The sequence below is a fragment of the Lichenifustis flavocetrariae genome, from assembly GCF_026130545.1.
GTDB classification, from domain to species: domain Bacteria; phylum Pseudomonadota; class Alphaproteobacteria; order Rhizobiales; family Beijerinckiaceae; genus Lichenihabitans; species Lichenihabitans flavocetrariae.
Genome location: NZ_JAMOIM010000010.1, coordinates 42662 through 65118, shown reverse-complemented (window position 1 = coordinate 65118; position 22457 = coordinate 42662). Strand labels below are relative to the sequence as shown.

The following is a 22457-nucleotide window of genomic DNA, read 5'->3' as shown; positions in this document are numbered from 1 at the left end:
TGCCGTATCAGGCTGGAACCACCCGCCGCTTCGAGTAACCCAGCACACCGATCATCAGGACCGCAGCACCGAACATCGGAAGCGAGGAGGGCAGCGGGACCGCAGACAGCGACCCGTTGTTGATGCCTTCACTGAAGACGATCTGATAGCCGCTGATGGAGGGATCGATAGCGAAAAAGGGATCGACGACGGCTGTCGCCAAGGACGATAGCTGCGTGCTTTGAGCATCAAGGCCATAACCCGCAAGCGCATCGGTACTGACGACCATTCTGATTTTGTAGATCTCGTTTGTTTCGAGAGAGAAATATCCATTGATATCGAAAGAGTCGGTTAAATTCACTGCATCTGTGTTGCTGTGACTTTCGATGCTCCTCAGCAGACCCTGTCCACTCCCGTTGACGACGCCGTCCAGTTCAAAGCTAGCGTAGGCGTTTGATAGAGAATTCAGTCCAATATTGACGTTCGTGCGACCGGAAGCCTGGACCAGAATTGGAATCTGGCGGTTCTCCGAGCCCTCTATTGCGAAGTAATAGATGAGCTGGGCATTGTTCTTGGCATCGCCGCCCCCGAGAGGGGAGGCAGCCGTGGCAGCGCTACTGGAAACGGTTTTTGGCCTGCCTGAAAGGTCCAAATCGACGGTCGTCGTGCTATGGCTTGTCGATCGCGTCGTCTCACCCACATGATTCAGATCGGGGCCGCCAAACACGTCACCTTCAATGGGGTGGTGTAATCCATCTCTATAGCTTGTCGTGACTTGCGTGTTCCCGCTGTAGCCCCATGCCGGGACAATCACAGTCGCATGTGCGCCTGTCGTCACGAACAGGGAAATCAGGCAAGCGGCTCCGACCGCGATCCTGTTCCGCTTCGAAGATCCGCACGGGTCCAAATCGGCCGGCAAAGAGGTGTGGATGTTCTTCTGCGCGACGTTTCTGCCTAACGCTGCGATAAACGGCGGTTGCTTCTTCTGGATGACATCGCGCGCCTTCAATCTGCTCTCTCCAAACCGCATCGAAATCTCCTGAAAAATCAGGTGCGAGTATGATGACTCCTTGCCCCACGTCATCCACCGAACGGTGGAGACCAAACCGAAAAGCGCTGCTCGGCCCGACAATGATTTAACCAATGGCGGGGATTGTTCATTCCATGGCGCGTTTCCCTTAGGCCCAGGTGGGAGGGATCGGATCGGGGCCACCGGAAGAGCGTTTGCGGCCGTGGAAGCCTGCTGTCCTGGCTCGGCCCATGACGCTCCGCAAAAACCCGCTAAGGTCCGTCCTCGCGAATCGTCCACGCTGGCTGCATCCCACGAGGTCGTCATGTCCAAAAAGCCGCCCCTTTCCGGCGACGGCGAGGCTCCGAAGACGATCTCGGTCGCCACCATCCGGTCGCTCGATCTCGATCCGCCGCGCACGCGGCGCGAGCACGATCTGCTCGGCGAGGCGGACGTGCCCGTCGATGCGCTCTGGGGCATCCACACCAAGCGCGCGGTCGAGAATTTTCCCATCACGGGCGTGCCAGTCGGGCATTTTCCGGAACTGGTGCGTTCACTCGCGCTCGTGAAGCAGGCGGCGGCCCGGGCCAACAAGCGGCTCGGCTTCCTGCCGCCCGACAAGGCCGATGCGATCGACAAGGCCTGCACGGCCATCGCGGTCGAGGGCCTGCACCATCGGGAGTTCGTGGTCGACGCCGTGCAGGGGGGCGCCGGCACCTCGACCAACATGAATGCCAACGAGGTGATCGCCAATCTGGCGCTCGGCACGATGGGCTATCCGCCGGGGGACTATGCCCATCTGCATCCCAACGACGACGTCAACATGGCGCAGTCGACCAACGACGCCTATCCGACGGCCCTCCGTCTCGCCGTGATCCTGGCGACCGCCCCGCTGGCCCGCGCGCTCGACGACCTCGCCTATGCGTTCAAGACCAAGGCGGTGGATTTCGCCGACATCGTCAAGATGGGCCGCACGCAGCTCCAGGATGCCGTGCCGATGACGCTCGGCCAGGAGTTCGACGCCTTCCATGCTACCATCAAGGAGGATGTGGCCCGGCTCGGCGAAGTCGCCGCCTTGTTCCGCGAGGTGAACCTCGGCGCGACCGCGATCGGGACCGGGATCAACGCCGATCCGCGCTACGCCTCGCTCGCAGTCGAGGAACTGGCGCGGCTGTCGGGCCAGCCCATGGTGCTGGCCACCAATCTGATCGAGGCCACGTCCGACATGGGTGCCTTCGTGTTCTTCTCCGGGCTCCTGAAACGGATCGCCGTGAAGATCTCGAAGATCTGCAACGACCTGCGGCTCCTGTCGAGCGGACCGCGCACCGGCTTCGCCGAGATCCGCCTGCCGGCCGTGCAGGCCGGCTCCTCCATCATGCCCGGCAAGATCAACCCCGTGATCCCCGAGGTGGTGAACCAGGTGGCCTTTCTGGTGATCGGTCACGACCTCACCGTCACGCTCTGCGCGGAAGGCGGCCAGTTGCAACTGAACGCCTTCGAGCCGACCATCGGCTATTGCCTCCTGAATTCCATGCGCATGCTGACGGCCGCGATGGACACGCTCACGCACCGCTGCGTCCTCGGCATCGAAGCCGACCGCGAGCGCTGCCAGAGCCTCGTGCGCGGCTCGATCGGTCTCATCACCGCGCTCGGGCCGGCCCTTGGCTACGAGGCGAGTTCGCGGATCGCCAAACGGGCGCTCGACGAGAATCGCAGCGTGGCCGAGCTGGTGCTGGAGGAAGGACTTCTCACCGAGGCGCAGCTCGACAGCCTGCTCGAACTCGAAGCCATGACGCGGCCCTCCCGGTTGCGCATCGTCCCGGACAAGCGCGGCAAGCCGACAAGCATGTAAGCAGGCAGGACGCAGACCCGTCTGCGGCGGCGGGAGGGCTATCCGGCCTATGTCATTGAGGCTAAAGCACTGCGCCCGCCCGATCTTCCCCGCAATGCGGCGGCCGCTCACAGCGAGATGTTCATGAACGGCCCCTCCCTGACCACCGAGGCCCCCGCGACCGGGCGTCGGATCGTCGACATCACGCATATCTACGACCTACTTCGCCTTGTGGTGGTCGCGACAGCCGTCATCCTGGCGATCTGGCTTTTGAGCGACGTCTTGATGGTCGTCTTCGCGGCGACGCTCCTGGCCGTCATTCTGAATGGCACTGCGTCCCTTCTCAGCCGCGTGACGCGTCTGCCCTATTGGGCCGCCCTGTTGATCGTGATCGTCGTCCTCACGGGGCTTCTGATCGGGCTCGGCGTCGTGGCGGGCCCCGGCTTGGGCGAGCAGGCCAAGAGCCTTCGCGGCGCCTTGACGGAGCAGGGCAGGAGCCTTCAGGGCCGCCTGTCGCAGACCGAATGGGGCAAGTTCATCCTGCAATATGTGCCATCCTCGCTGGGCGGCGGCCGCGAGGCGAGCGCCAGTCCCTCGATGCCGTCCGGTCTTGCGGGCTCGGTCGCGGGGGTCCTGGGCTCCGTGTTCGGTGTCTTCGGCACCCTGGCCGTGGTCCTCATCGCGGCCATCTATTTCGCCGTCGCGCCCGCCACCTACATCAACGGCGCTCTGCGCCTCGTGGTGGTGCGCCACCGGCCCCAGGCCAAGCTCTATTGCGAGGCGGCCGGGCATGCGCTGTGGGCCTGGAGCGCCGGGCAGGCACTCGACATGCTGGTCGTCGGTCTCCTGTCGGGCGTGGGCCTCTGGTTCATCGGCGTTCCGTTGGCGCTCGTGCTCGGCGTCGTGGCCGGGCTGCTGAACTTCGTGCCCTATATCGGGGCGATCGTCGGAGCCATTCCGGCCGTGATCATCGCTTTTTCGGTCGGCGTCACCCAGGGTCTCGAAACCGTGGCCCTCTACCTCGTGATCCAGGGCTTCGAGGGCAACGTCATGGCCCCGATGATCCAGAAGCGCGCTGTCGACCTGCCGCCCGGACTGACGATCCTGGCCCAGACGGCCTTCGGGGCCATCCTGGGGTTTCCGGGCCTGATCTTCGCCACCCCTCTCACGGCCGCTCTTCTGGCGGTCATGAGCAAGGCCACCACGCCGCTCGACGACAAGGACAAGATCGGCGGCCCGGGATCCGACGATTGAGGCCGAGAAGGGCACGGTCGAGTGCCACGCGACGCATCGAGCAGCACAACGTCAAGATTATCCTGCTAGGATCTCGCGATGTCGAGCGTCGCTACCCCTCAGATCGTGATCCTGCCCGGCGCGGACGAGCCGCTCGCCCGTGAAGCCGTCGCATGGCTGCGCTCTCTCCAGCTGGAACGGCGGTTGTCTCCGAAGACCGTGGAGGCCTATGGGCGCGACCTGCGCCAGTTCGTCGGCTTCCTGCAGGAGCATTGGGGCGAGACCGTTACGCTAACTGGTTTCGCCGCCTTGAAGGTGCCGGATCTGCGTAGTTTTCTGGCGCACCGCCGTCGGGCAGGAACGGAAAACCGTTCACTGATGCGGGCGCTCGCGGGCCTTCGTTCCTTCGCCCGCCATCTCGAACGTGAGGGGCTCGCCAAGGCGGATGTGTTCTCCGCGATCGGTACCCCCAAATTGCCGCGCAGCCTCCCGAAACCCATCGCGATCGAGCCCGCCCGGAGTCTCGCCCAAGTCGAGACGCGCGACGGCGAGGATCGCCCGGCCTGGGTGCTGGCGCGCGATGCGGCTGTGCTCGGCTTTCTCTATGGCTCCGGCCTGCGCATCAGCGAGGCTTTGGGGCTCCGGCGTCATCAGGCGCCGGTCGGGGGACTCGACAGCGTCACGGTCGTTGGCAAGGGTGCGAAGACCCGCGGTGTGCCCGTCATCAAACCGGTGTCGGAGGCCGTGGCCCGCTACCTGGCGCAATGTCCGTATCCGCTGCCGCAGGACGGACCCCTGTTCGTCGGCGCCAAGGGCGGTCCCCTCTCGCCGCGCATCATCCAGCTCGCCGTGGAGCGCCTGCGCGGTGCCCTCGACCTGCCCCCGAGCGCAACCCCGCACGCGCTGCGCCATTCCTTCGCGACCCATCTCCTGAGCCGTGGGGGCGATCTTCGCACGATCCAGGAACTGCTCGGCCATGCGTCGCTCTCGACCACGCAGGTCTATACGGCCATCGACACGACCCGGCTGATGGCCGCCTACCGCGACGCGCATCCGCGAGCGCGGTAATCCCACGGTGGCGCGGGTGGGAAGAGGAGACGTGGCTTGCCGCGTTCGACAACCCATGTTTTCGTCGGCCCAGGCTGGTCTTCGGCATCGCGGATCGTGATAGAAAATCCTCTAGGACGAGCCGAGGGGAGAACATGCCGGTGAGCGGATCGGTCCCGGATGATGCGCGGCTGCCGCGCAGTCTTTATGCCGAAACCGCTCGCGAGCGGGTCGCGACATCGCCGCTGGATGGCGACCGGACCGTGGATGTCGCCATCGTGGGCGGCGGTTTCACGGGACTTTCGGCTGCCCTCCCCCTCGCTCAGCGGGGTGTCGAGGTCGCGGTGCTCGAAGCTCGAGAGCCTGGCTGGGGCGCCTCGGGGCGCAATGGCGGCCAAGTCAATCCGGGCCTGAAACACGAACCCGACGAGATCGAGGCCGAGTTCGGCGCGGCGCTCGGCCGGCGCATGATCGCTCTTTCGGGTGACGCCCCCAACCGGGTCTTCGCGCTGATCCGCGAACACCAGATCCGCTGCGACGCGCGCCAGACCGGCACCATCCGGGCGACCTTCACGAACGGCTCCGCCGACACGATCCGCCGCGCCACCGAGCGCTGGCAGCGGCGCGGGGCACCGGTCGAGTTGCTCGACCGCGACGGGATCGCGACCGCGACCGGCACGGGCCGCTATATCTGCGGCGCGCTGGATCGCCGTGGCGGTTCGGTCAACCCGCTCGGCTATGCGCGGGGTCTGGCCGAGGCCGCCATCAGGGCGGGGGCCAGCGTCCACAGCCAAACCCCTGCGGCAGCTGTCGTGCGCCAGGGGAACAAGTGGCTGCTGACGACCCCGCGGGGCTCCGTCACGGCCGAATGGCTGGTGCTCGCCACCAATGGCTACACGGACGATCTCTGGCCCGGGCTCAGGCGCAGCATCGTGCCGGTCTACAGCGGGATCGTGGCGACCGAGCCGCTGCCCGACGCCGTCGCCCGACGTATCCTGCCGGAGGGTTCGGTGCTCTACGAACACGAAGCCATCACGGTCTATTATCGCCTCGATGCCGCCAACCGCCTGCTGATGGGCGGCCGCAGCCGCCTGCGGCCCCTGGAGGGACCGGAAGGGTTCCGGGATCTCATGCGCTACACCAAGCGCCTGTGGCCCTTCATCGGCGACGTACGTTGGTCGCACGGCTGGAACGGGCAGCTGGCGATCACGACCGACCATTATCCGCATCTGCAGGAACCCGGCCCCAACGCCATCGCGTGCCTGGGCTACAACGGCCGTGGCATCGCCATGGCGACCGTCATGGGCGGCGAGATCGCCCGACGCATCTCCGGCACGCCCGCCTCTGACCTCGACATGCCTGTGACACCGCTGCGGCCGATCCCGTTCCACCGCCTCTGGCCCCTCGCGGCCTCGGCGCGGATCGCCTATGGCCGGGCCCGCAACGCGCTCGGCATGTGACACGGCTGGCGCCATGAACTCCGAGTGACGTGTGATCGATCCCGACATCCAGGCTTTCATCGCCGAGAGCGAGCGTTTCTATCCGCCTGATGCGGCAACCCGGTCGATCGTCGACCAGCGGCGGCTCTATCACGCCTATGCCCACGCCTTCGCGGTGCGGCGACCTTCGGGGATCGAAAGTCAGGATGCAATGCTGGCCACGACGGGCCGAAGCATCCCGCTCCGGCGCTACATGCCCCGACGGGAGCTCTCGCGCGGCCTCGTGCTCTACGCGCATGGCGGCGGCTTCATGCTCGGTTCGCTCGACAGCCATGACAGCATCGTGGCGCGGGTGGCGGAGGCAACGGGCGCGGAGGTTATCGCGATCGACTATCGACTGGCGCCCGAACACCCGGCGCCAGCTGCGCTCGATGACATCATGGTCGTGCTGGCCGCCGCCCTGATGCGGCAACTGCCCTGGCCCGATCTCCCACTCTCTCCCGTGGCCCTCATGGGCGACAGCGCCGGGGCGGCCTTGATGGCCGCGGCGGCCTTGCAGGCAGGCAAGGCGCGCCCAGGTCGCTTGGCGGCCCTGGCCTTGGTGTATCCGTCGTTGGGCTACGAACCGGCCGAGCCGGCGTGCCGTCTGGAATCTGCCGCGCCGATGCTGACGCTGGCCGATGTCCGCTTCTACCGCTCCGTCTATCTCGCCGGCCGTGAACCGCCGCCCGGCACATTCGTGCTCGATTCCCCCGATGTTTCGGGTCTGCCACCGACCGTTCTCCTGCCCGCCGAGCACGACCCGCTGCGCGACGACTGCACCGAACTGGCCCGGCGCCTCCGGGCGGTTCGGACCGAAGTTCTGTTGCTGCCCGGCACCGGCCTCGTGCACGGATGCCTGCGCGCGCTCGACCGCTCACCGGCTGTGGCCGAGCCCTTCGGGCGACTCTGCGCGTTCGTGGCCCGCCGCCTGCACGGCTCTCGGACATCGCCGTAAGCTGCCATACGATGTGTTCTCTTGCCGCGATCCCCGAGGCAAAGGTGGCTTCGAAGCGGGTCCGCGCGCAGTATTGCGCAATTCGGTAGCCGGAGAAGATCGCATGGAACCAGACTTCTCGACCCTCAGCGGCCTCAACCGCCGTGCTCTGTTGACCGGCGCGGCGCTGCTCGGCGGCACGGGCGGGTTGGGCCTCGGTGCCCGTGCCAGGGCCGACGACACAACGCCGCAGGCGGGCGGCACGCTCAGGCTCGGGATGACGGGTGGCGCGACCTCGGACAGCCTCGATCCGCGCGCCGTGACCGACTGGGTGCCGGTCAATCTCGCTTTTCAGGTGATGAATGGTCTCGTCGAGATCGATGAGAAGAACCAGCCCGTGCCCGAATTGCTGGAGCGCTGGGAGGCAAAGCCCGGCTTCGCCGAATGGGTGTTCGACGTGCGTCGCGGCGTGACCTTCTCGAACGGCAAGACGCTCGATGCCGACGACATCATCTATTCGCTGAACCTCCATCGTGGCGAGACGAAGTCGGCCGCCAAGGCCACGCTGGGGGATATCACCGACGTCAGGAAGCTGAGTTCCCATCAGGTCGACATCACCTTGTCGAGCGGCAATGTCGATCTCCCCTATCTCCTGTCCGACTATCACTTCTTCGTCGTTCCAAATGGCTGGACGGACTGGATGAAGCCGGTCGGTACGGGGGGATATACGCTGGAGGTGTTCGAGCCCGGCATCCGCTCCGTCACCAAGAAGCGGAGCGGCTACTGGAAACCCGGGTGCGGCCATGTCGATGCGATCGAGATCCTCTGCATCAACGACACCAATGCCCGCACCAATGCGCTCGTCTCTGGACAGGTCGATGTCGTCAACCGGCTGGACGCCCGGACGGTCGATCTTTTGAAGCGTCGGAGCGGCCTCCAAGTGATTCGCAACGCGGCCGGGCAGCACGCGGTGTTCCTGATGAACGTCACCGACAAGCCCTATGACGACGTCAACGTGCGGCTGGCGCTCAAATACGGGATCGACCGCCAGGGAATCATCGACACGGTGCTGCACGGCTATGGCGTCATCGGCAATGACCACCCGATCCCACGCACCAATCCCTTCTACGCGGCCGATCTGCCGCAGCGCGCCTACGATCGCGACAAGGCCAAATTTCATCTGAAGCAGGCTGGTCTGACCACCCTGCCTGTGACCCTCGCGGTGTCGGATGCGGCCTTCACGGGGGCGACCGATGCCTCGCTGCTCTATCAGGAAGCTTGCAAACCCACCGGCATCGAGATGACGGTGGAGCGGAAGGCCGCGGACGGCTATTTCAGCGCCGTCTGGATGAAAGCGCCGTTTTGCGTGTCCTATTGGGGTGGTCGTCCCACCGCCGACCAGATGCTGACGATCGCGTATAAATCCGACGCCGCCTGGAACGAGACCTCCTGGAAGCGTCCGGACTTCGACAAGATCCTGCTGGCGGCCCGAACCGAGGACGACGTGGTCAAGCGCAAGGCCATGTATTTCGAGCTTCAGAAGATGATCTCAGACGACGGGGGCGCCGTGATCCCCATGTTCATCGACTATCTCGAAGGCGGCGGTTCCCGGGTGAAGGGGATGAAGCCGCATCCGTTGTTCGATCTCATGGGTCAGCGGATCGGCGAGAAGGTCTGGCTCGCGTTCTGAAGTGCATCAGAACGGACCGCGTGCCGCCACAGCATCGATCACTTTCTGCAGCCGCTCGATGCGTGCCGCGTAGGTCGTCCGCAAGCACGTTGTGTCGTCCTTGCAGGTGTGGCGATGTTCGAGCCAGGTCGACTGGCCATCCTGAAGGTCGCCACGGACGCCCATGCCGGCGAGACCCATGGCGACCTTGTAGAGCGTCACCATGCGGGCATCGTCCTGAACGAGCTTGATGTCGGCGCAGATGGCCTTCTCGTCGACCGTCGCGGCCTTGGCGCAATCGATGAAGCCATCGGGGGCCGCGACGGCCTGGGTCAGCCCGCCGAGCAGGAAGCCGGCCGCGAACAGATGCTGGATGAAGCGCATGGGGCCACCTGGAAAGTGTCGGGAGGAAGTCAGAAGATACAGTGATCGAACACCGGCCCGACGCTGCCGTTCCAGGCGCCGCGATAGAGCGCGAGAAGCTCCTCCGCCTGGGTCCGGCCATCGACGATCCGATCGAGCGGGTCGAGGAAACCCGTCTCGTCGCGGCCCTGGAGATCGCACCGGCCACGGCGGGCGAGACCGGCGCGGGCCAAGCCGAGCAACTCGCGCGCGATGGCGCGTGCCGGTATGCCGCGGACGACCGCATCGAGCCCGAGGCGCGGTACGTCGTCACGCAAGGTCTGGCGATCGGCGGCGGTCCAGTCCTTGACGATCTCGGCCGCTCCATCGAGGGCCTCGTCGTCATAGAGAAGTCCGACGAACAGGGCCGGGAGCGCGTTGATCATGGCCTGAGGTCCAACATCCTCGCCTCGCATCTCGAGGTAGCGTTTGAGGCGCACCTCGGGGAAGATGGTCGACAGATGATTGGCCCAGTCCGACAAGGTCGCGCGTTCGCCGGGCAGGGCGGTCAGGCGTCCGTCGAGAAGATCACGAAAGCTCAAGCCCGCGACGTCGTGATAGGTCTCGCCGCGCTTGACGAAATACATGGGCACGTCGAGCGCATAATCGACATAGCGCTCGAACCCGAACCCATCTTCGAACGCGAACGGCATCATCCCGGCTCGTGCGTTGTCGGTGTCGCGCCAGATCTCCGATCGTGCCGATAGGAAGCCGTTCGGGCGGCCGTCGGTGAAAGGCGAATTTGCAAAGATCGCGGCCGTGATCGGCTGCACGGCGATCGACACGCGGAGCTTTCGCACCATGTCGGCTTCACTGCTGAAATCGAGGTTGGCCTGCACGGTCGCGGTGCGGAACATCATGTCGAGGCCACGGCTGCCGACCTTCGGCATGTAATTCGCCATGATGCGGTAGCGCCCCTTGGGCATCACGGGCGTCTCAGCGAGCGACCATTGCGGCGACATGCCGAGCGTTAGAAACCGGATGCCGAGCGGTTCACCCACGCTGCGGACGTCTTCGAGATGGGTCGCGAGTTCCGCGGCCGTCTCATGGATGCTGTCCACCGGAGCCCCGGAGAGTTCGAACTGGCCACCAGGTTCGAGCGAGATGGCTCCCCCGCCGACGGCATCGAACAAACCGATCGTCTGACCGGCCTCAATGATCGGTTCCCACCCAGACCGGGCCTGCAGTCCCGCGAGGAGGTCGGCGATACCGCCGCGGCCCGCCCCATCGCCCCTATACGGGACGGGCTGTCGGGTGGCCGATCGGAACGGCACCTTTTCGTGCTCTGTCCCGACACGAAATCGCGCGGGCGGCTTACAGCCCTGCTCGAACCATCGCACGAGCTCGTCACGCGACTCGATCGGCGTCAGATCATTGACGTCACGGGCCATTCTACACTTTCACCGCTCGATTGACGCCGCCTCCGAAATCCGTCGCGGTCTCGTGGCGCGCCTTTAGATAGGCACTGGGAAGAAAAGTGGCAACGACCCTTGCTTCCGGAAACGGTTCACCTACCGTTCATAGGGGCGTCGAGACAGTGAGGAACCGCTCGGCGTCGCGTTCCGCATGGCTGTATCGCGGGACGTCGGCCGGCGCGGCCGTCATGGTTCTGGGGAGACAATTATGGTTTCGATTCGTAAATCGCTTATCCTGGCTTGTGCCGTATCGGTGCTTGGCCTCGGCTCCGCTTTCGCTCAGACCGATCCGAATGCAGCCCCAGCCGCCCCTGCGGCAGGCGCCGCCGCGGCTCCTGCGGCTGATGCGGGTGCAGACGCGACCGCCGCGCCCAAAAAGATGATGAAGAAGAAGCACATGTCGAAGAAGATGATGAAAAAGAAGACCATGTAAGCTGAGTCGACCTGGAGGCCCGTTCCATCTGGAACGGGCCTTTTTGCTTTGCCTGTGTTAACGGAAGCGTCGGACTTGGCTGCTAGACTGCGCCCAGACGGGGGTCAGCGGCGTGATGAAACGATTTCTCGCAGACCGGACAGGCGCGACAAGTCTCGAATATGCCATGATCGCGGCCGTGATCTCGATCGTCATTGTCGCGGCGAGCACTGAAATCGGCATCAAACTCAACGCGAAATTCTTCGGCCCCGTCGTGGGCGGGCTGAACTGAGCGGATCCCCGTGGGTGAGTGCCCGGCAGATTCAGGCGTAGGCCAGGTCAGGCACGTCGCTCGACTGCGCACCCGACATATTATCGAGGCTGGAGACGATCAGCGCCGCGAGGGCGTCGGCCAAGGGTGAGGATTCGACCGTGTTCCTCAAGAGAGCGATCTTGCAGGAGGGAAGCGCGGGAAATCCGTCTGAAGGGCCGAGTACCCGCATGCCGGGCCGGAGTGCGCTTTCGGGCAGGACCGAGACGGCCAGTCCGGCCAGGACCGCGGCACCCACGGCCGTCGAGTTCCAGCTTGCGTAGAGCACCCGGAATGGCTTGCCGACGTCTTCGAGCCGCAGCGTCGCGGCATGTCGCCAGGTACAGTCGAGACGCCCGAGTGCCAGCGGCAGCGGCGTCGACTCATGCACGGAGTGCCGGGACGAGGTGACCCAGAGCAATCGCTCGGTGCGGATGATGCTGACGCGCCCCCGGCTCTCGACATGGGTGATGATCGCGAGGTCGAGATCGGCGGCCGCGATTCGGCTGACGAGCATCGGGGTAGGTTCGCACACGACCGTGACCTCGACGCGAGGGTTCAAATCGGAGAACCGCACCAGGATTTCTGGAAGGTAGCGATCGGCGTAATCATCCGGCAGGCCAAGCCGCACGTGTCCGGCAAGCTCCTGGTCTGCGAAACTCGCCAAGGCTTCGCCGTTGAGCCGAACGATGCGCCGGGCATAATCGGCGAGCCGGATCCCGTCCTCGGTCAGTTTCGAGGCCCGTCCATCCCGAGCGAAGATCGCACGGCCGATCCGTTCTTCCAGTTTCTTCATCTGCATGGAAACCGCCGATTGGGTTTTGTGGACGGCCTCGGCGGCGCGCGTGAACGAGCCTGTGTCGACGATCGCCACAAAGGTGCGAAGCTGGTCCATGTCGAGAAGGGTGGCCATCTGTGCCCTGCCGTCATTATCGATGTGAGTCGTTGATATCAGCTATCGTGAACATTCGCTATTTTGATGGTTCCTGTTGGCTTAGATCAAGCTGGGCGCCACGCACAGCCTTCCCGCACCGGGCAGGCGATCGGCGCCCGCAATCCAGGAGTTCGTCTCATGGCTCGCCCCGCCACAGTTCTGGGGATATTGGTTCGTCCCTTCGCCTCTCTCATGACCGCTAGCAAGCTGGTTGGAACGATCCTGTCGCGCCGTCTCGTGATGGGCCAGCTGGGCCAAATGGACGACCGGATGCTCAAGGACATCGGCCTCACCCGCCATGATGTGTGGTCGGCCATGGCAGAACCGCTTTTCCGTGATCCCACGGTCGGGCTTGTCGCGCGCGCGCGGGAGAGCCGGCTGGCCACCAAGGCGAATTTACGTGAGAAACTCGCGCACGCGCGCCTGGTCGAGACCTGGGAGCGCGAAAACCGCGCCGCGTGAGGAACGGGCCGGCCGCATGCGCGACCGGCCTGCTTTCACGCCCTGCCGTGCCCATAGTCGTGCTCAAGCTTGACCGCCGGACCGCATTCCAGCACAAGTCGTCGCAATTGACAGAGTGTTGGACCATGACAAAACCGCCGCTGCATATTTTGCTTTGCGCCCCGCGCGGCTTCTGCGCGGGCGTCATCCGGGCGATCGATGCGGTGGAGCAGGCTCTGTCGATCTATGGTCCGCCCGTCTACGTGCGGCACGAGATCGTGCACAACAAGTATGTCGTCGAGAGCCTCAAGAAGAAGGGCGCGATCTTCGTCGAGGAATTAAACGAGATTCCCGACACGGAAGCGCCGGTCATCTTCTCCGCCCATGGGGTACCGAAGTCGGTTCCGTCCGAGGCGGCGGACCGCAAGATGTTTGCGATCGACGCAACCTGCCCACTGGTGACAAAGGTGCACCGTGAGGCCGAACTGCACTATCGTCGTGGCCATCGCGTGCTTCTGGTCGGTCATGCCGGCCATCCCGAGGTCGTGGGGACGCTGGGTCAACTTCCGGCTGGGGCCGTGATCCTGGTCGAAAACCTCGAAGACGTTCATCGCCTGGCCGATGAAAGAGGCGATGAGTTGCGGCAGCAACCGCTCGCCTTCGTCACCCAGACGACGCTGTCGGTCGACGACACGCAGGGCATCGTCGACGCGCTGAAGTTGCGCTTTCCGGCCATCGTCAGCCCGCACAAGGAAGACATCTGCTACGCGACCACCAACCGACAGGAAGCCGTGAAGCAGATCGCCCACAAGGTGGACGCGTTGCTGGTCGTGGGGTCTGCCAATTCCTCGAACTCACAGCGCCTGAAAGAGGTTAGCGAGCGGGAAGGCTGCAAGAACAGCCAGCTCGTGCTGCGGGCGAGCGACATCGACTGGGCGCCGCTCGGTGACATCAAGACGATCGGCATCACGGCCGGCGCTTCGGCGCCGGAAGTTCTGGTCGAGGAAATCATCGACGCCTTCGCGGAGCGCTACGAGATCGACGTTGAAACGGTGTCGACCGTCCAGGAGAACATGTTCTTCCCGCTGCCGCGCGAATTGCGGCCCTTGACGCAGGGTACCCCGGCGCTGGCGTGAGTAGGCTGTCCCACTCTGCATCCGCTTGGATTGAATCGGCAGCGTTGATGTTTCCTAAGATCGAGCGGGCCCGATCGTGGCTTCGGCCACGCAAGGCTGTGTAGGGCGGGACCGGCCATGGCTGTCTACACCGACGTGTCCGCCGCGGACCTGACCGCGTTTCTCGAAGCCTATGACCTCGGCACGCTTCTGTCCTTCAAGGGGATCGCCGAGGGTGTCGAGAATTCAAACTTCCTGCTGCAGACGAGCCGTGGCGCGTTCATCCTCACGCTTTACGAGAAGCGGGTTGATGCCGAAGACCTGCCCTTCTTCATCGGCCTGTTGGGTCATCTCTCGGCCAAGGGGCTGAATTGCCCGCAGCCGGTGCGTAACCGGTCGGGCGATGTGCTCGGTCGCCTGTGCGGCCGGCCTGCGGCGATCGTCACCTTTCTCGACGGGATCTGGATCGCCAATCCCCAGGCCCGGCACTGCCAAGCGCTCGGCGAGGTTCTGGCGCGCCTGCACCTGGCGGGCGCGGATTTTCCCATGCGCCGCGCCAATGCCTTGTCGGTGGACGGCTGGAAACGGCTTTCCGCACAGGCCGCACCGCGGGCCCATGAAGTGGCCGCCGGGCTTGCGGCGGAAATCGAGACAGACCTCGCCGACCTTTCGGCACGCTGGCCACGTGACTTGCCGGCGGGTGTGATCCACGCGGATCTGTTCCCGGACAACGTGTTCTTTCTCGGCGAGACCCTCTCCGGACTCATCGACTTCTATTTCGCCTGCACGGACGCATTTGCGTACGACTTGTCGATCTGCCTGAACGCCTGGTGTTTTAGCGCGGCCGGAGCCTTTGACGCGGCCAAGAGCGAGGCGCTGCTCGCGGGCTATCAGTCGATTCGGCCGCTGACTCTCGCAGAGCGGCAGGCCCTGCCGGTGCTGGCGCATGGGTCGGCTCTGCGTTTCATGCTCACCCGGCTGGTCGATTGGCTCAATGTGCCGCCCGGCGCGCTGGTGAGGCCGAAAGACCCGCGCGAGTATCTCGGAAAGATGCGGTTTCACCGCACCGTCGAAGACTCGCGAATCTACGGCCTGCCGGGTTAAAAGCCTCCGATGACCTGGATCGCCTATACGGACGGTGCCTGCGCACCCACGAACCCCGGACCCTGTGCCTGGGGCCTCTACCTCATCCCGCCCGGGAGCCAGAGCGGGACCGAACACCATGGTTTCATCGGGCATGGCACCAACCAGATCGCCGAATTGACGGCGGCGATCGAGGGCCTTTCCCGTGTTCCGGCCGGAGCCCCGGTCGAACTCGTGTCCGACAGCCAGTATGTGCTGAAAGGCCTGACGGAGTGGCGTAAGGGCTGGGAACGCAAGGGGTTTCGCAATGCCAAGGGCGAGCCGGTGGCGAACCTGCCCCTGTGGAAGCAACTCTTCGCCCTGGCCGACGCCCGCAAGGTGACGGCCCGCTGGGTGCGGGGCCATAACGGCGACCTGCACAACGAGCGCGTGGATGGGCTCGCCAACAAGGCCCTACGCGAAGCGCGCGAGGGCGGAGGCCCGAAGGTGCCTGCACCAGGCCTATTGGCGGGGCGGCAAGGAACGCTGCTCTGAGGCCAGGAAGAGCGTGCACTGTCGCGCTCGTTGAGTTTCACGACCTGCGTTTTGATGCGCCCCACAAGCGTCTGCCGGTAGTCCGGCTTGCGCGCGGTTTCGCCCTGATTGACCCCGATGCCGACCGCCAAGACATTAAGGATAATTAAAAACCGGAATCCGGTCGAACCGTTTACAGCCTCGCCGGTTGATTGCACCATACGGATACGACCACTTCACGGGTCTTGTTACGGATGGATGGATGACGGGTTTCTTCGCACCTCAGCGTGAGACAGTCGACAACGATGACTTCCGGTCATCCGTCGGCAGCGACCGGCTACCCGAAGAGATCCTGCTGCCGATCATCGCCGGAGCCTACGCCCGAGGCGTCGCCGACACATTGGAGCTGCTTGGCATCCCGGCGCTCTTCTTCGACGGCGACGGCCGTGTCTTGCACGCCAACAGCGCCTCGAATCCATTTGTAGACGGGCCGCTGCGGTTGCGGACGCACCATCTGATCGCTCGCGACGCGGCCGACAATCATGCTCTTTCAGAGCTTATTGCTGTCGCATTGAAGCCCTCTTCAAGCCTGACCCCGACACTTCTGCCGAAGGCTGGCCTGACGATCTATGCTTTGCCATTGCCGGATCATCTTCGCACGGCTGGGCAAATGGTTCGGGCCATACTTCTGATTTCAAACGCCGACGATTCCGCAGTCGCCATGTTGGCCCGGCGAATGGCGACGTTCCGGATCTGACACGAGATCGCCAGCTCCAATGCCGGCCGGATTTCTATTCCCATAAACTGAGCACGACGCATGAGCCGAGTGCTTCACTGGCTGACGGCCGATCTCTACCTTCATGGGGGCAAATGGGAGCCGTGATCGGCTCCCGGCTATAGCGCCATGATCGCAACCCAGACCCAAGCGGACGCGAAAGCCACAGAAAACCGTTGACGACGCTTCAATCTCACATTAATAACCGCGTCACATTCGACGGGCTGTAGGCATCTCTCGATCCGGAACGACGCGTTCCCGACCTAAAGAACCTAAACGCTGTCGGCGTCTCCTGCGACTGAGTAAGGTCACCTCCGGCTTCAGAGTCGGAGCATGAGGCAAGAACAAGGAACCGCAAGGGGCCTTGGTCCTCTGCATTGCGGCGCGTCCGGTCTTAAACGGCCGGGAGCGCGGTTTTGCTTTGTGTTGTCGTCACATCAAGGCTTGGCCGGCTTTGGTGTGTTGATGTTTGGGCCAGGGGTTTCGGCCCCGAACCGGGGCGAAACACCCCTCAACAGGGCGGAATTGATGCCGACGATCAGCCAGTTGATCCGCAACCCGCGGGTCGCATCCGTGGTGCGGAATAAAGTTCCCGCGCTGCAGCAGAGCCCGCAGAAGCGTGGGGTTTGCACACGTGTTTATACGACGACCCCGAAGAAGCCGAACTCGGCGCTTCGTAAGGTTGCCAAGGTTCGTCTGACGAACGGCTTCGAAGTGATCGGTTACATTCCGGGTGAAGGCCACAACCTTCAGGAACACTCGGTGGTCATGATCCGCGGTGGCCGCGTGAAGGATTTGCCGGGCGTGCGCTATCACATTCTCCGCGGCGTGCTCGACACGCAGGGCGTGAAGAACCGGAAGCAGCGCCGCTCCAAGTACGGCGCGAAGCGTCCGAAGTAACGAATTTCAGGAACCGACCATGTCCCGTCGCCATAGCGCAGAAAAGCGAGAGATCATCCCGGACGCCAAGTTCGGTGATGTGATTCTCACAAAGTTCATGAACTCGATCATGTACGACGGGAAGAAGTCCGTCGCCGAGCAGATCGTCTACGGTGCTTTCGAGCAGATCGAGACGAAGCTGCGTGTCGAGCCTTTGCCGATCTTCCAGCAGGCGCTCGAGAATGTCGCGCCGGCCATCGAGGTTCGGTCGCGGCGCGTCGGAGGCGCGACCTACCAGGTTCCGGTCGAGGTTCGTCCCGAGCGTCGCCAGGCTCTGGCGATCCGCTGGCTGATCACGGCGGCCCGGGCCCGCAACGACAAGACAATGGTCGACCGTCTTTCGAACGAGTTGATCGACGCGTCAAACAACCGCGGCAACGCGGTCAAGAAGCGTGAAGATACACATCGCATGGCGGAGGCGAATCGCGCCTTCTCGCACTACCGCTGGTAAAGCACCAAGGATCTCCCCATGCCTCGCACCCATAAAATCGAGGACTACCGCAACTTCGGCATCATGGCCCACATCGACGCGGGCAAGACTACGACGACCGAGCGGATCCTCTATTATTCCGGCAAGTCGCATAAGATCGGCGAAGTCCATGATGGCGCTGCCACCATGGATTGGATGGAGCAGGAGCAGGAACGCGGCATCACGATCACCTCGGCTGCCACGACGACTTTCTGGAACGACCATCGCCTGAACATCATCGACACGCCCGGTCACGTGGATTTCACGATCGAGGTGGAGCGCTCGCTCCGCGTGCTCGACGGCTGCGTTTGCGTGCTTGACGGCAACCAGGGTGTTGAGCCGCAGACCGAGACCGTTTGGCGCCAGGCCGATAAGTATCACGTGCCCCGCATCGTGTTCGTCAACAAGATGGATAAGATCGGCGCCGACTTCTACAAATGCGTCGATGACATCAAGACCCGCGTCGGCGGCCGGGCGATCTGCATTCAATTGCCGATCGGTTCCGAGTCCGACTTCAAGGGCATCATTGACCTCGTCCGCATGAAGGCTGTCGTTTGGGACAACGAGAACCTCGGCGCGACCTTCCATGACGAAGAGATCCCGGCTGACCTCAAGGAGAAGGCGGACGAATATCGTCTTGCGCTGCTCGAAGCCGCCGTGGAACTCGACGACGACGTCATGTCCGCCTATCTCGACGGCACCGAGCCGGACGAGAAGACCCTCAAGCGCCTGATCCGGAAGGCCGTGCGTTATATCACCTTCATTCCGGTGCTGTGCGGAACCGCGTTCAAGAACAAGGGCGTGCAGCCGCTCCTCGACGCCGTCGTGGATTTCCTGCCGTCGCCGCTCGATCGCGAAGCCATCAAGGGTATCGACGTCAAGACCGAAGAGGAAGTCGTGCGCCTGCCGGGTGACGACGAGCCTTTCTCGATGCTCGCCTTCAAGATCATGGATGATCCCTTCGTTGGCACGATAACGTTCTGCCGCGTCTATTCGGGCATGGTCGAGACCGGCACGACGGTCATGAATTCGACCAAGGACAAGAAGGAACGCGTCGGTCGTATGCTTCTCATGCACGCGAACAACCGCGAGGACATCAAGGAAGCCTATACGGGCGACATCGTCGCGCTGGCCGGCCTCAAGGATACCCGCACGGGTGACACGCTCTGCGACATGCAGAAGCAAGTCATTCTCGAGCGCATGGAATTTCCTGAGCCTGTCATCGAAATCGCGATCGAGCCGAAGTCTAAGGCAGACCAGGAGAAGCTAGGCGTCGCTCTGTCGAAGTTGGCCGCGGAGGATCCGTCCTTCCGCGTGTCGACCGATCAGGAATCCGGCCAGACCATCCTCAAGGGAATGGGCGAGCTCCACCTCGACATTAAGGTCGACATTCTGCGCCGTACCTACAAGGTCGACGCCAATATCGGCGCCCCGCAGGTGGCCTATCGCGAGAAGCTGACGCGCCGTGTCGAGCAGGACTACACCCACAAGAAGCAGACCGGTGGTACGGGTCAATTTGCGCGGGTGAAGATCATTTTCGAGCCGAACGAGGCCGGAAAAGGCAATCTGTTCGAGTCGAAGATCGTCGGCGGCGCGGTGCCGAAGGAATACATCCCCGGCGTCGAGAAGGGCATCAACAGCGTGATGGGGTCCGGCATCCTGGCGGGTTTCCCGGTGGTCGACACCAAAGCGACTCTCATCGACGGCGCGTTCCATGACGTCGACTCGTCAGTGCTCGCCTTCGAAATCGCGTCCCGGGCAGCCTTCCGAGAAGCTCTGCAGAAGGGCGGGTCCGTTCTTTTGGAGCCCATCATGAAGGTCGAGGTCGTGACGCCGGAGGATTACACGGGTTCGGTCATCGGCGACCTGAACTCGCGTCGTGGGCAGATCCAGGGCCAGGACATGCGCGGCAACGCGAATGTCATCAACGCCATGGTGCCGCTCGCCAATATGTTCGGCTATGTGAACACGCTCCGGTCGTTCAGCCAGGGTCGTGCCACTTTCACGATGCAGTTCGATCACTACGAGCAGGTCCCGGCGGGTGAAGCCGCCAAAGTTCAGGCGAAATACGCCTGAACCTCTTCCAATCCACCCAGTTGAGCCTGACCAAGGTTTAAGAGGAGCCATCGATGGCTAAGGAAAAATTCTCCCGCAATAAGCCGCATTGCAACATCGGCACCATCGGTCACGTCGACCATGGCAAGACGTCGCTGACGGCCGCCATCACCAAGGTGCTGGCCGAGTCGGGCGGCGCCACGTTCACGGCCTATGATCAGATCGACAAGGCGCCGGAAGAGAAGGCGCGCGGCATCACGATCTCGACGGCTCACGTCGAGTACGAGACCAAGAATCGCCATTATGCCCACGTCGACTGCCCTGGCCACGCCGATTATGTAAAGAACATGATCACGGGCGCTGCGCAGATGGACGGCGCGATCCTGGTCGTGTCCGCCGCCGATGGCCCGATGCCGCAGACCCGCGAGCACATCCTGCTCGCCCGGCAGGTCGGCGTGCCGGCCCTGGTCGTGTTCCTGAACAAGGTCGACATGGTCGATGACGAGGAGCTCCTTGAGCTCGTCGAACTTGAAGTACGCGAGCTTCTGTCGAAGTACGAGTTCCCCGGCGACGATATTCCGATCACCAAGGGCTCGGCTCTCTGCGCTCTTGAGAACAAGCAGCCTGAGATCGGCCATGACGCCGTCCTCAAGCTGATGGAAACCGTCGACGCCTACATTCCGCAGCCGGAGCGCCCGAAGGATCAGCCCTTCCTGATGCCGGTGGAAGACGTGTTCTCGATCTCGGGTCGCGGCACGGTGGTCACGGGCCGTATCGAGCGCGGCATCATCAAGGTCGGTGAGGAAATCGAGATCGTCGGCATCCGTCCGACCGTCAAGAGCACCGTCACGGGCGTCGAGATGTTCCGCAAGCTGCTCGATCAGGGTGAGGCGGGCGACAACGTCGGCTGCCTGCTGCGCGGCACCAAGCGTGAAGACGTCGAGCGCGGCCAGATTCTGTGCAAGCCCGGCTCTGTGAAGCCGCACACCAAGTTCAAGGCCGAGGCTTACATTCTCACCAAGGACGAGGGTGGCCGTCACACGCCGTTCTTCACCAACTACCGTCCGCAGTTCTACTTCCGGACCACGGACGTGACCGGGATCGTGACGCTGCCGGAAGGCACCGAGATGGTGATGCCGGGCGACAACATTTCGATGGACGTGGCACTCATCGTGCCGATCGCGATGGAAGAGAAGCTCCGCTTCGCCATCCGCGAAGGCGGCCGCACCGTCGGTGCCGGCGTCGTTGCATCGATCATCGAATAAGAGGCGATCGAGGGAGCGGGAGTTGCTCCCGCTCCACCTTGATCAAAGGATGAAAAAATGAACGGTCAAAACATCCGCATCCGCCTCAAAGCCTTCGATCATCGCGTCCTGGACGCGTCGACGAAGGAAATCGTGTCGACCGCGCGTCGCACGGGAGCCCAGGTTCGCGGACCCATTCCGCTGCCGACCCGGATCGAGAAGTTCACGGTCAACCGTTCGCCACACGTGGACAAGAAGTCGCGTGAGCAGTTCGAGATCCGAACCCACAAGCGCGTGCTCGACATCGTCGATCCGACCCCGCAAACGGTCGACGCGCTGATGAAATTGGATTTGGCTGCCGGCGTGGACGTCGAGATCAAGCTCTGATCCCTGATTTGGACCGACACCTCTCATAGCGATGTGTCTTGAAGGATTTCTGACAATGCGGTCAGGTGTTATCGCCCAGAAGGTCGGCATGACCCGCATCTTTACGGATGCAGGCGAGCATGTTCCGGTTACCGTGCTGAAGCTCGAAGGCTGCCAGGTCGTCGCGCATCGCACGGAAGAGACGAACGGATATACGGCGCTGCAGCTAGGCTTCGGCAAGGCCAAGGTCAAGAATGTGTCGAAGGCCGAGCGTGGCCATTTCGCTGTTGCCAGCGTCGAGCCGAAGATGACGGTCGCGGAATTCCGTGTTTCGCCCGATCAGATGATTCCGGTCGGCGCCGAGATCACGGCCGACCATTTCGTCGAAGGCCAGTTCGTCGATGTCACCGGCACGGCGACCGGTAAGGGTTTTGCGGGCCCTATGAAGCGTTGGAACTTCGGCGGCTTGCGGGCGACGCACGGCGTGTCGCTGTCGCATCGCTCCCATGGTTCGACCGGCGGCCGTCAGGATCCGGGCAAGACCTTCAAGAACAAGAAGATGGCCGGACATCTCGGGACCGACCGGATCACGACGCTCAACCTGCGGGTCGTCAAGGCCGATGTCGAGCGTGGCCTTTTGCTCGTCGAGGGCGCCGTTCCGGGCGTTGCCGGCGGCACCATCTTCGTGCGCGACGCGATCAAGCGTCCGATGCACAAGGACGCCCCCAAGCCGGGCAAGTTCAAGACGGCGTCGAGTGCTGCCGCGGCCTCCGATGAACCCATGACCGCGGAAGGCTGAGA

Annotated in this window: 23 protein-coding genes; 19 read left to right on the top strand and 4 right to left on the bottom strand. The window is 63.5% G+C overall.

Features of this window, described 5'->3' with window-relative positions; all coding sequences use genetic code 11:
* Window positions 1-7: 7 nt before the first annotated feature.
* The gene (locus M8523_RS15990; RefSeq protein ID WP_282585886.1) at window positions 8-1063 is read right to left on the bottom strand and encodes a hypothetical protein; all 1056 of its coding nucleotides are present in this window, start codon (window positions 1061-1063) and stop codon (window positions 8-10) included.
* Window positions 1064-1313: 250 nt separating this feature from the next.
* On the opposite strand from M8523_RS15990, the gene M8523_RS15985 reads away from it, so the two are divergent.
* The 6 genes from M8523_RS15985 to M8523_RS15960 all read left to right on the top strand — a co-directional run bounded on the left by M8523_RS15985 (window position 1314) and on the right by M8523_RS15960 (window position 9204).
* The gene (locus M8523_RS15985) at window positions 1314-2840 is read left to right on the top strand and encodes an aspartate ammonia-lyase (RefSeq protein WP_282585885.1); all 1527 of its coding nucleotides are present in this window, start codon (window positions 1314-1316) and stop codon (window positions 2838-2840) included.
* A gap of 123 nt (window positions 2841-2963) precedes the next feature.
* Window positions 2964-4073: an AI-2E family transporter gene (locus M8523_RS15980; RefSeq protein ID WP_282585884.1), complete on the top strand. Its 1110-nt coding sequence runs from the start codon at window positions 2964-2966 to the stop codon at window positions 4071-4073.
* Between the two features lie 78 nt (window positions 4074-4151).
* Window positions 4152-5120 (top strand): tyrosine recombinase XerC, encoded by a 969-nt coding sequence (locus M8523_RS15975; protein ID WP_282585883.1) that lies wholly within the window; start codon window positions 4152-4154, stop codon window positions 5118-5120.
* Between the two features lie 140 nt (window positions 5121-5260).
* Window positions 5261-6559, top strand: coding sequence for an NAD(P)/FAD-dependent oxidoreductase (locus M8523_RS15970; protein ID WP_282585882.1), 1299 nt, complete (start codon window positions 5261-5263; stop codon window positions 6557-6559).
* A gap of 31 nt (window positions 6560-6590) precedes the next feature.
* Window positions 6591-7535, top strand: a complete 945-nt coding sequence (locus tag M8523_RS15965; RefSeq protein ID WP_282585881.1) for an alpha/beta hydrolase fold domain-containing protein — start codon at window positions 6591-6593, stop codon at window positions 7533-7535.
* Between the two features lie 103 nt (window positions 7536-7638).
* Window positions 7639-9204, top strand: coding sequence for an ABC transporter substrate-binding protein (locus tag M8523_RS15960; protein ID WP_282585880.1), 1566 nt, complete (start codon window positions 7639-7641; stop codon window positions 9202-9204).
* A 6-nt stretch (window positions 9205-9210) separates the two neighbouring features.
* On the opposite strand, the gene M8523_RS15955 is transcribed toward M8523_RS15960, so the two are convergent.
* The gene (locus M8523_RS15955) at window positions 9211-9567 is read right to left on the bottom strand and encodes a lysozyme inhibitor LprI family protein (protein ID WP_282585879.1); all 357 of its coding nucleotides are present in this window, start codon (window positions 9565-9567) and stop codon (window positions 9211-9213) included.
* Window positions 9568-9596: 29 nt separating this feature from the next.
* On the bottom strand, window positions 9597-10976 hold the full coding sequence (locus M8523_RS15950; RefSeq protein WP_282585878.1) for a glutamate--cysteine ligase: 1380 nt from the start codon (window positions 10974-10976) through the stop codon (window positions 9597-9599).
* 175 nt (window positions 10977-11151) lie between these two features.
* Here M8523_RS15950 and M8523_RS15945 point away from each other — a divergent pair, with 175 nt between their 5' ends.
* Window positions 11152-11433, top strand: a complete 282-nt coding sequence (locus tag M8523_RS15945; protein WP_282585877.1) for a hypothetical protein — start codon at window positions 11152-11154, stop codon at window positions 11431-11433.
* Window positions 11434-11548: 115 nt separating this feature from the next.
* Window positions 11549-11704, top strand: coding sequence for a Flp family type IVb pilin (locus tag M8523_RS15940; RefSeq protein WP_282585876.1), 156 nt, complete (start codon window positions 11549-11551; stop codon window positions 11702-11704).
* Window positions 11705-11735: 31 nt separating this feature from the next.
* Here M8523_RS15940 and M8523_RS15935 read toward each other — a convergent pair whose 3' ends face one another.
* Window positions 11736-12635, bottom strand: a complete 900-nt coding sequence (locus tag M8523_RS15935) for a LysR family transcriptional regulator (protein ID WP_282585875.1) — start codon at window positions 12633-12635, stop codon at window positions 11736-11738.
* A gap of 159 nt (window positions 12636-12794) precedes the next feature.
* Between M8523_RS15935 and M8523_RS15930 the strand changes: the two genes are divergently transcribed.
* From M8523_RS15930 to rplC, 11 genes are all read left to right on the top strand, one after another.
* Complete coding sequence (locus M8523_RS15930) at window positions 12795-13118, top strand: DUF1127 domain-containing protein (RefSeq protein WP_282585874.1); 324 nt, start codon at window positions 12795-12797, stop codon at window positions 13116-13118.
* A gap of 125 nt (window positions 13119-13243) precedes the next feature.
* Window positions 13244-14233 carry a 4-hydroxy-3-methylbut-2-enyl diphosphate reductase gene (gene ispH / locus M8523_RS15925; protein ID WP_282585873.1) on the top strand — a complete coding sequence of 330 codons (990 nt, stop codon included), beginning with the start codon at window positions 13244-13246 and terminating at the stop codon, window positions 14231-14233.
* A gap of 117 nt (window positions 14234-14350) precedes the next feature.
* On the top strand, window positions 14351-15316 hold the full coding sequence (locus M8523_RS15920) for a homoserine kinase (protein ID WP_282585872.1): 966 nt from the start codon (window positions 14351-14353) through the stop codon (window positions 15314-15316).
* Window positions 15317-15325: 9 nt separating this feature from the next.
* The gene (locus M8523_RS15915) at window positions 15326-15829 is read left to right on the top strand and encodes a ribonuclease H family protein (protein WP_282585871.1); all 504 of its coding nucleotides are present in this window, start codon (window positions 15326-15328) and stop codon (window positions 15827-15829) included.
* A 241-nt stretch (window positions 15830-16070) separates the two neighbouring features.
* Entirely contained in the window at window positions 16071-16565 is a 495-nt protein-coding gene (locus M8523_RS15910) for a hypothetical protein (protein ID WP_282585870.1), read from the top strand.
* A 546-nt stretch (window positions 16566-17111) separates the two neighbouring features.
* Complete coding sequence (rpsL, locus tag M8523_RS15905; RefSeq protein WP_282585869.1) at window positions 17112-17483, top strand: 30S ribosomal protein S12; 372 nt, start codon at window positions 17112-17114, stop codon at window positions 17481-17483.
* A 19-nt stretch (window positions 17484-17502) separates the two neighbouring features.
* Window positions 17503-17973 carry a 30S ribosomal protein S7 gene (gene rpsG / locus M8523_RS15900; RefSeq protein ID WP_282585868.1) on the top strand — a complete coding sequence of 157 codons (471 nt, stop codon included), beginning with the start codon at window positions 17503-17505 and terminating at the stop codon, window positions 17971-17973.
* Between the two features lie 18 nt (window positions 17974-17991).
* A complete protein-coding gene (gene fusA, locus M8523_RS15895; protein WP_282585867.1) occupies window positions 17992-20067 on the top strand; it encodes an elongation factor G in 2076 nt (691 codons plus the stop codon).
* Window positions 20068-20120: 53 nt separating this feature from the next.
* Window positions 20121-21311, top strand: a complete 1191-nt coding sequence (tuf, locus tag M8523_RS15890) for an elongation factor Tu (protein ID WP_282585866.1) — start codon at window positions 20121-20123, stop codon at window positions 21309-21311.
* A gap of 57 nt (window positions 21312-21368) precedes the next feature.
* The gene (rpsJ, locus tag M8523_RS15885; protein ID WP_131118053.1) at window positions 21369-21677 is read left to right on the top strand and encodes a 30S ribosomal protein S10; all 309 of its coding nucleotides are present in this window, start codon (window positions 21369-21371) and stop codon (window positions 21675-21677) included.
* A gap of 55 nt (window positions 21678-21732) precedes the next feature.
* Window positions 21733-22455, top strand: a complete 723-nt coding sequence (gene rplC, locus M8523_RS15880) for a 50S ribosomal protein L3 (protein WP_282585865.1) — start codon at window positions 21733-21735, stop codon at window positions 22453-22455.
* The last annotated feature ends 2 nt before the right edge of the window (window positions 22456-22457 follow it).

Coding starts and splice junctions, on each gene's coding strand:
- M8523_RS15990 (WP_282585886.1), bottom strand. CDS start 1,063: ATGACGTGGGGCAAGGAGTCATCATACTCGCACCTGATTTTTCAGGAG.
- M8523_RS15985 (WP_282585885.1), top strand. CDS start 1,314: ATGTCCAAAAAGCCGCCCCTTTCCGGCGACGGCGAGGCTCCGAAGACG.
- M8523_RS15980 (WP_282585884.1), top strand. CDS start 2,964: ATGAACGGCCCCTCCCTGACCACCGAGGCCCCCGCGACCGGGCGTCGG.
- M8523_RS15975 (WP_282585883.1), top strand. CDS start 4,152: ATGTCGAGCGTCGCTACCCCTCAGATCGTGATCCTGCCCGGCGCGGAC.
- M8523_RS15960 (WP_282585880.1), top strand. CDS start 7,639: ATGGAACCAGACTTCTCGACCCTCAGCGGCCTCAACCGCCGTGCTCTG.
- M8523_RS15955 (WP_282585879.1), bottom strand. CDS start 9,567: ATGCGCTTCATCCAGCATCTGTTCGCGGCCGGCTTCCTGCTCGGCGGG.
- M8523_RS15950 (WP_282585878.1), bottom strand. CDS start 10,976: ATGGCCCGTGACGTCAATGATCTGACGCCGATCGAGTCGCGTGACGAG.
- M8523_RS15945 (WP_282585877.1), top strand. CDS start 11,152: ATGGCTGTATCGCGGGACGTCGGCCGGCGCGGCCGTCATGGTTCTGGG.
- M8523_RS15940 (WP_282585876.1), top strand. CDS start 11,549: ATGAAACGATTTCTCGCAGACCGGACAGGCGCGACAAGTCTCGAATAT.
- M8523_RS15935 (WP_282585875.1), bottom strand. CDS start 12,635: ATGGCCACCCTTCTCGACATGGACCAGCTTCGCACCTTTGTGGCGATC.
- M8523_RS15930 (WP_282585874.1), top strand. CDS start 12,795: ATGGCTCGCCCCGCCACAGTTCTGGGGATATTGGTTCGTCCCTTCGCC.
- ispH (WP_282585873.1), top strand. CDS start 13,244: ATGACAAAACCGCCGCTGCATATTTTGCTTTGCGCCCCGCGCGGCTTC.
- M8523_RS15920 (WP_282585872.1), top strand. CDS start 14,351: ATGGCTGTCTACACCGACGTGTCCGCCGCGGACCTGACCGCGTTTCTC.
- M8523_RS15915 (WP_282585871.1), top strand. CDS start 15,326: ATGACCTGGATCGCCTATACGGACGGTGCCTGCGCACCCACGAACCCC.
- M8523_RS15910 (WP_282585870.1), top strand. CDS start 16,071: ATGACGGGTTTCTTCGCACCTCAGCGTGAGACAGTCGACAACGATGAC.
- rpsL (WP_282585869.1), top strand. CDS start 17,112: ATGCCGACGATCAGCCAGTTGATCCGCAACCCGCGGGTCGCATCCGTG.
- rpsG (WP_282585868.1), top strand. CDS start 17,503: ATGTCCCGTCGCCATAGCGCAGAAAAGCGAGAGATCATCCCGGACGCC.
- fusA (WP_282585867.1), top strand. CDS start 17,992: ATGCCTCGCACCCATAAAATCGAGGACTACCGCAACTTCGGCATCATG.
- tuf (WP_282585866.1), top strand. CDS start 20,121: ATGGCTAAGGAAAAATTCTCCCGCAATAAGCCGCATTGCAACATCGGC.
- rpsJ (WP_131118053.1), top strand. CDS start 21,369: ATGAACGGTCAAAACATCCGCATCCGCCTCAAAGCCTTCGATCATCGC.
- rplC (WP_282585865.1), top strand. CDS start 21,733: ATGCGGTCAGGTGTTATCGCCCAGAAGGTCGGCATGACCCGCATCTTT.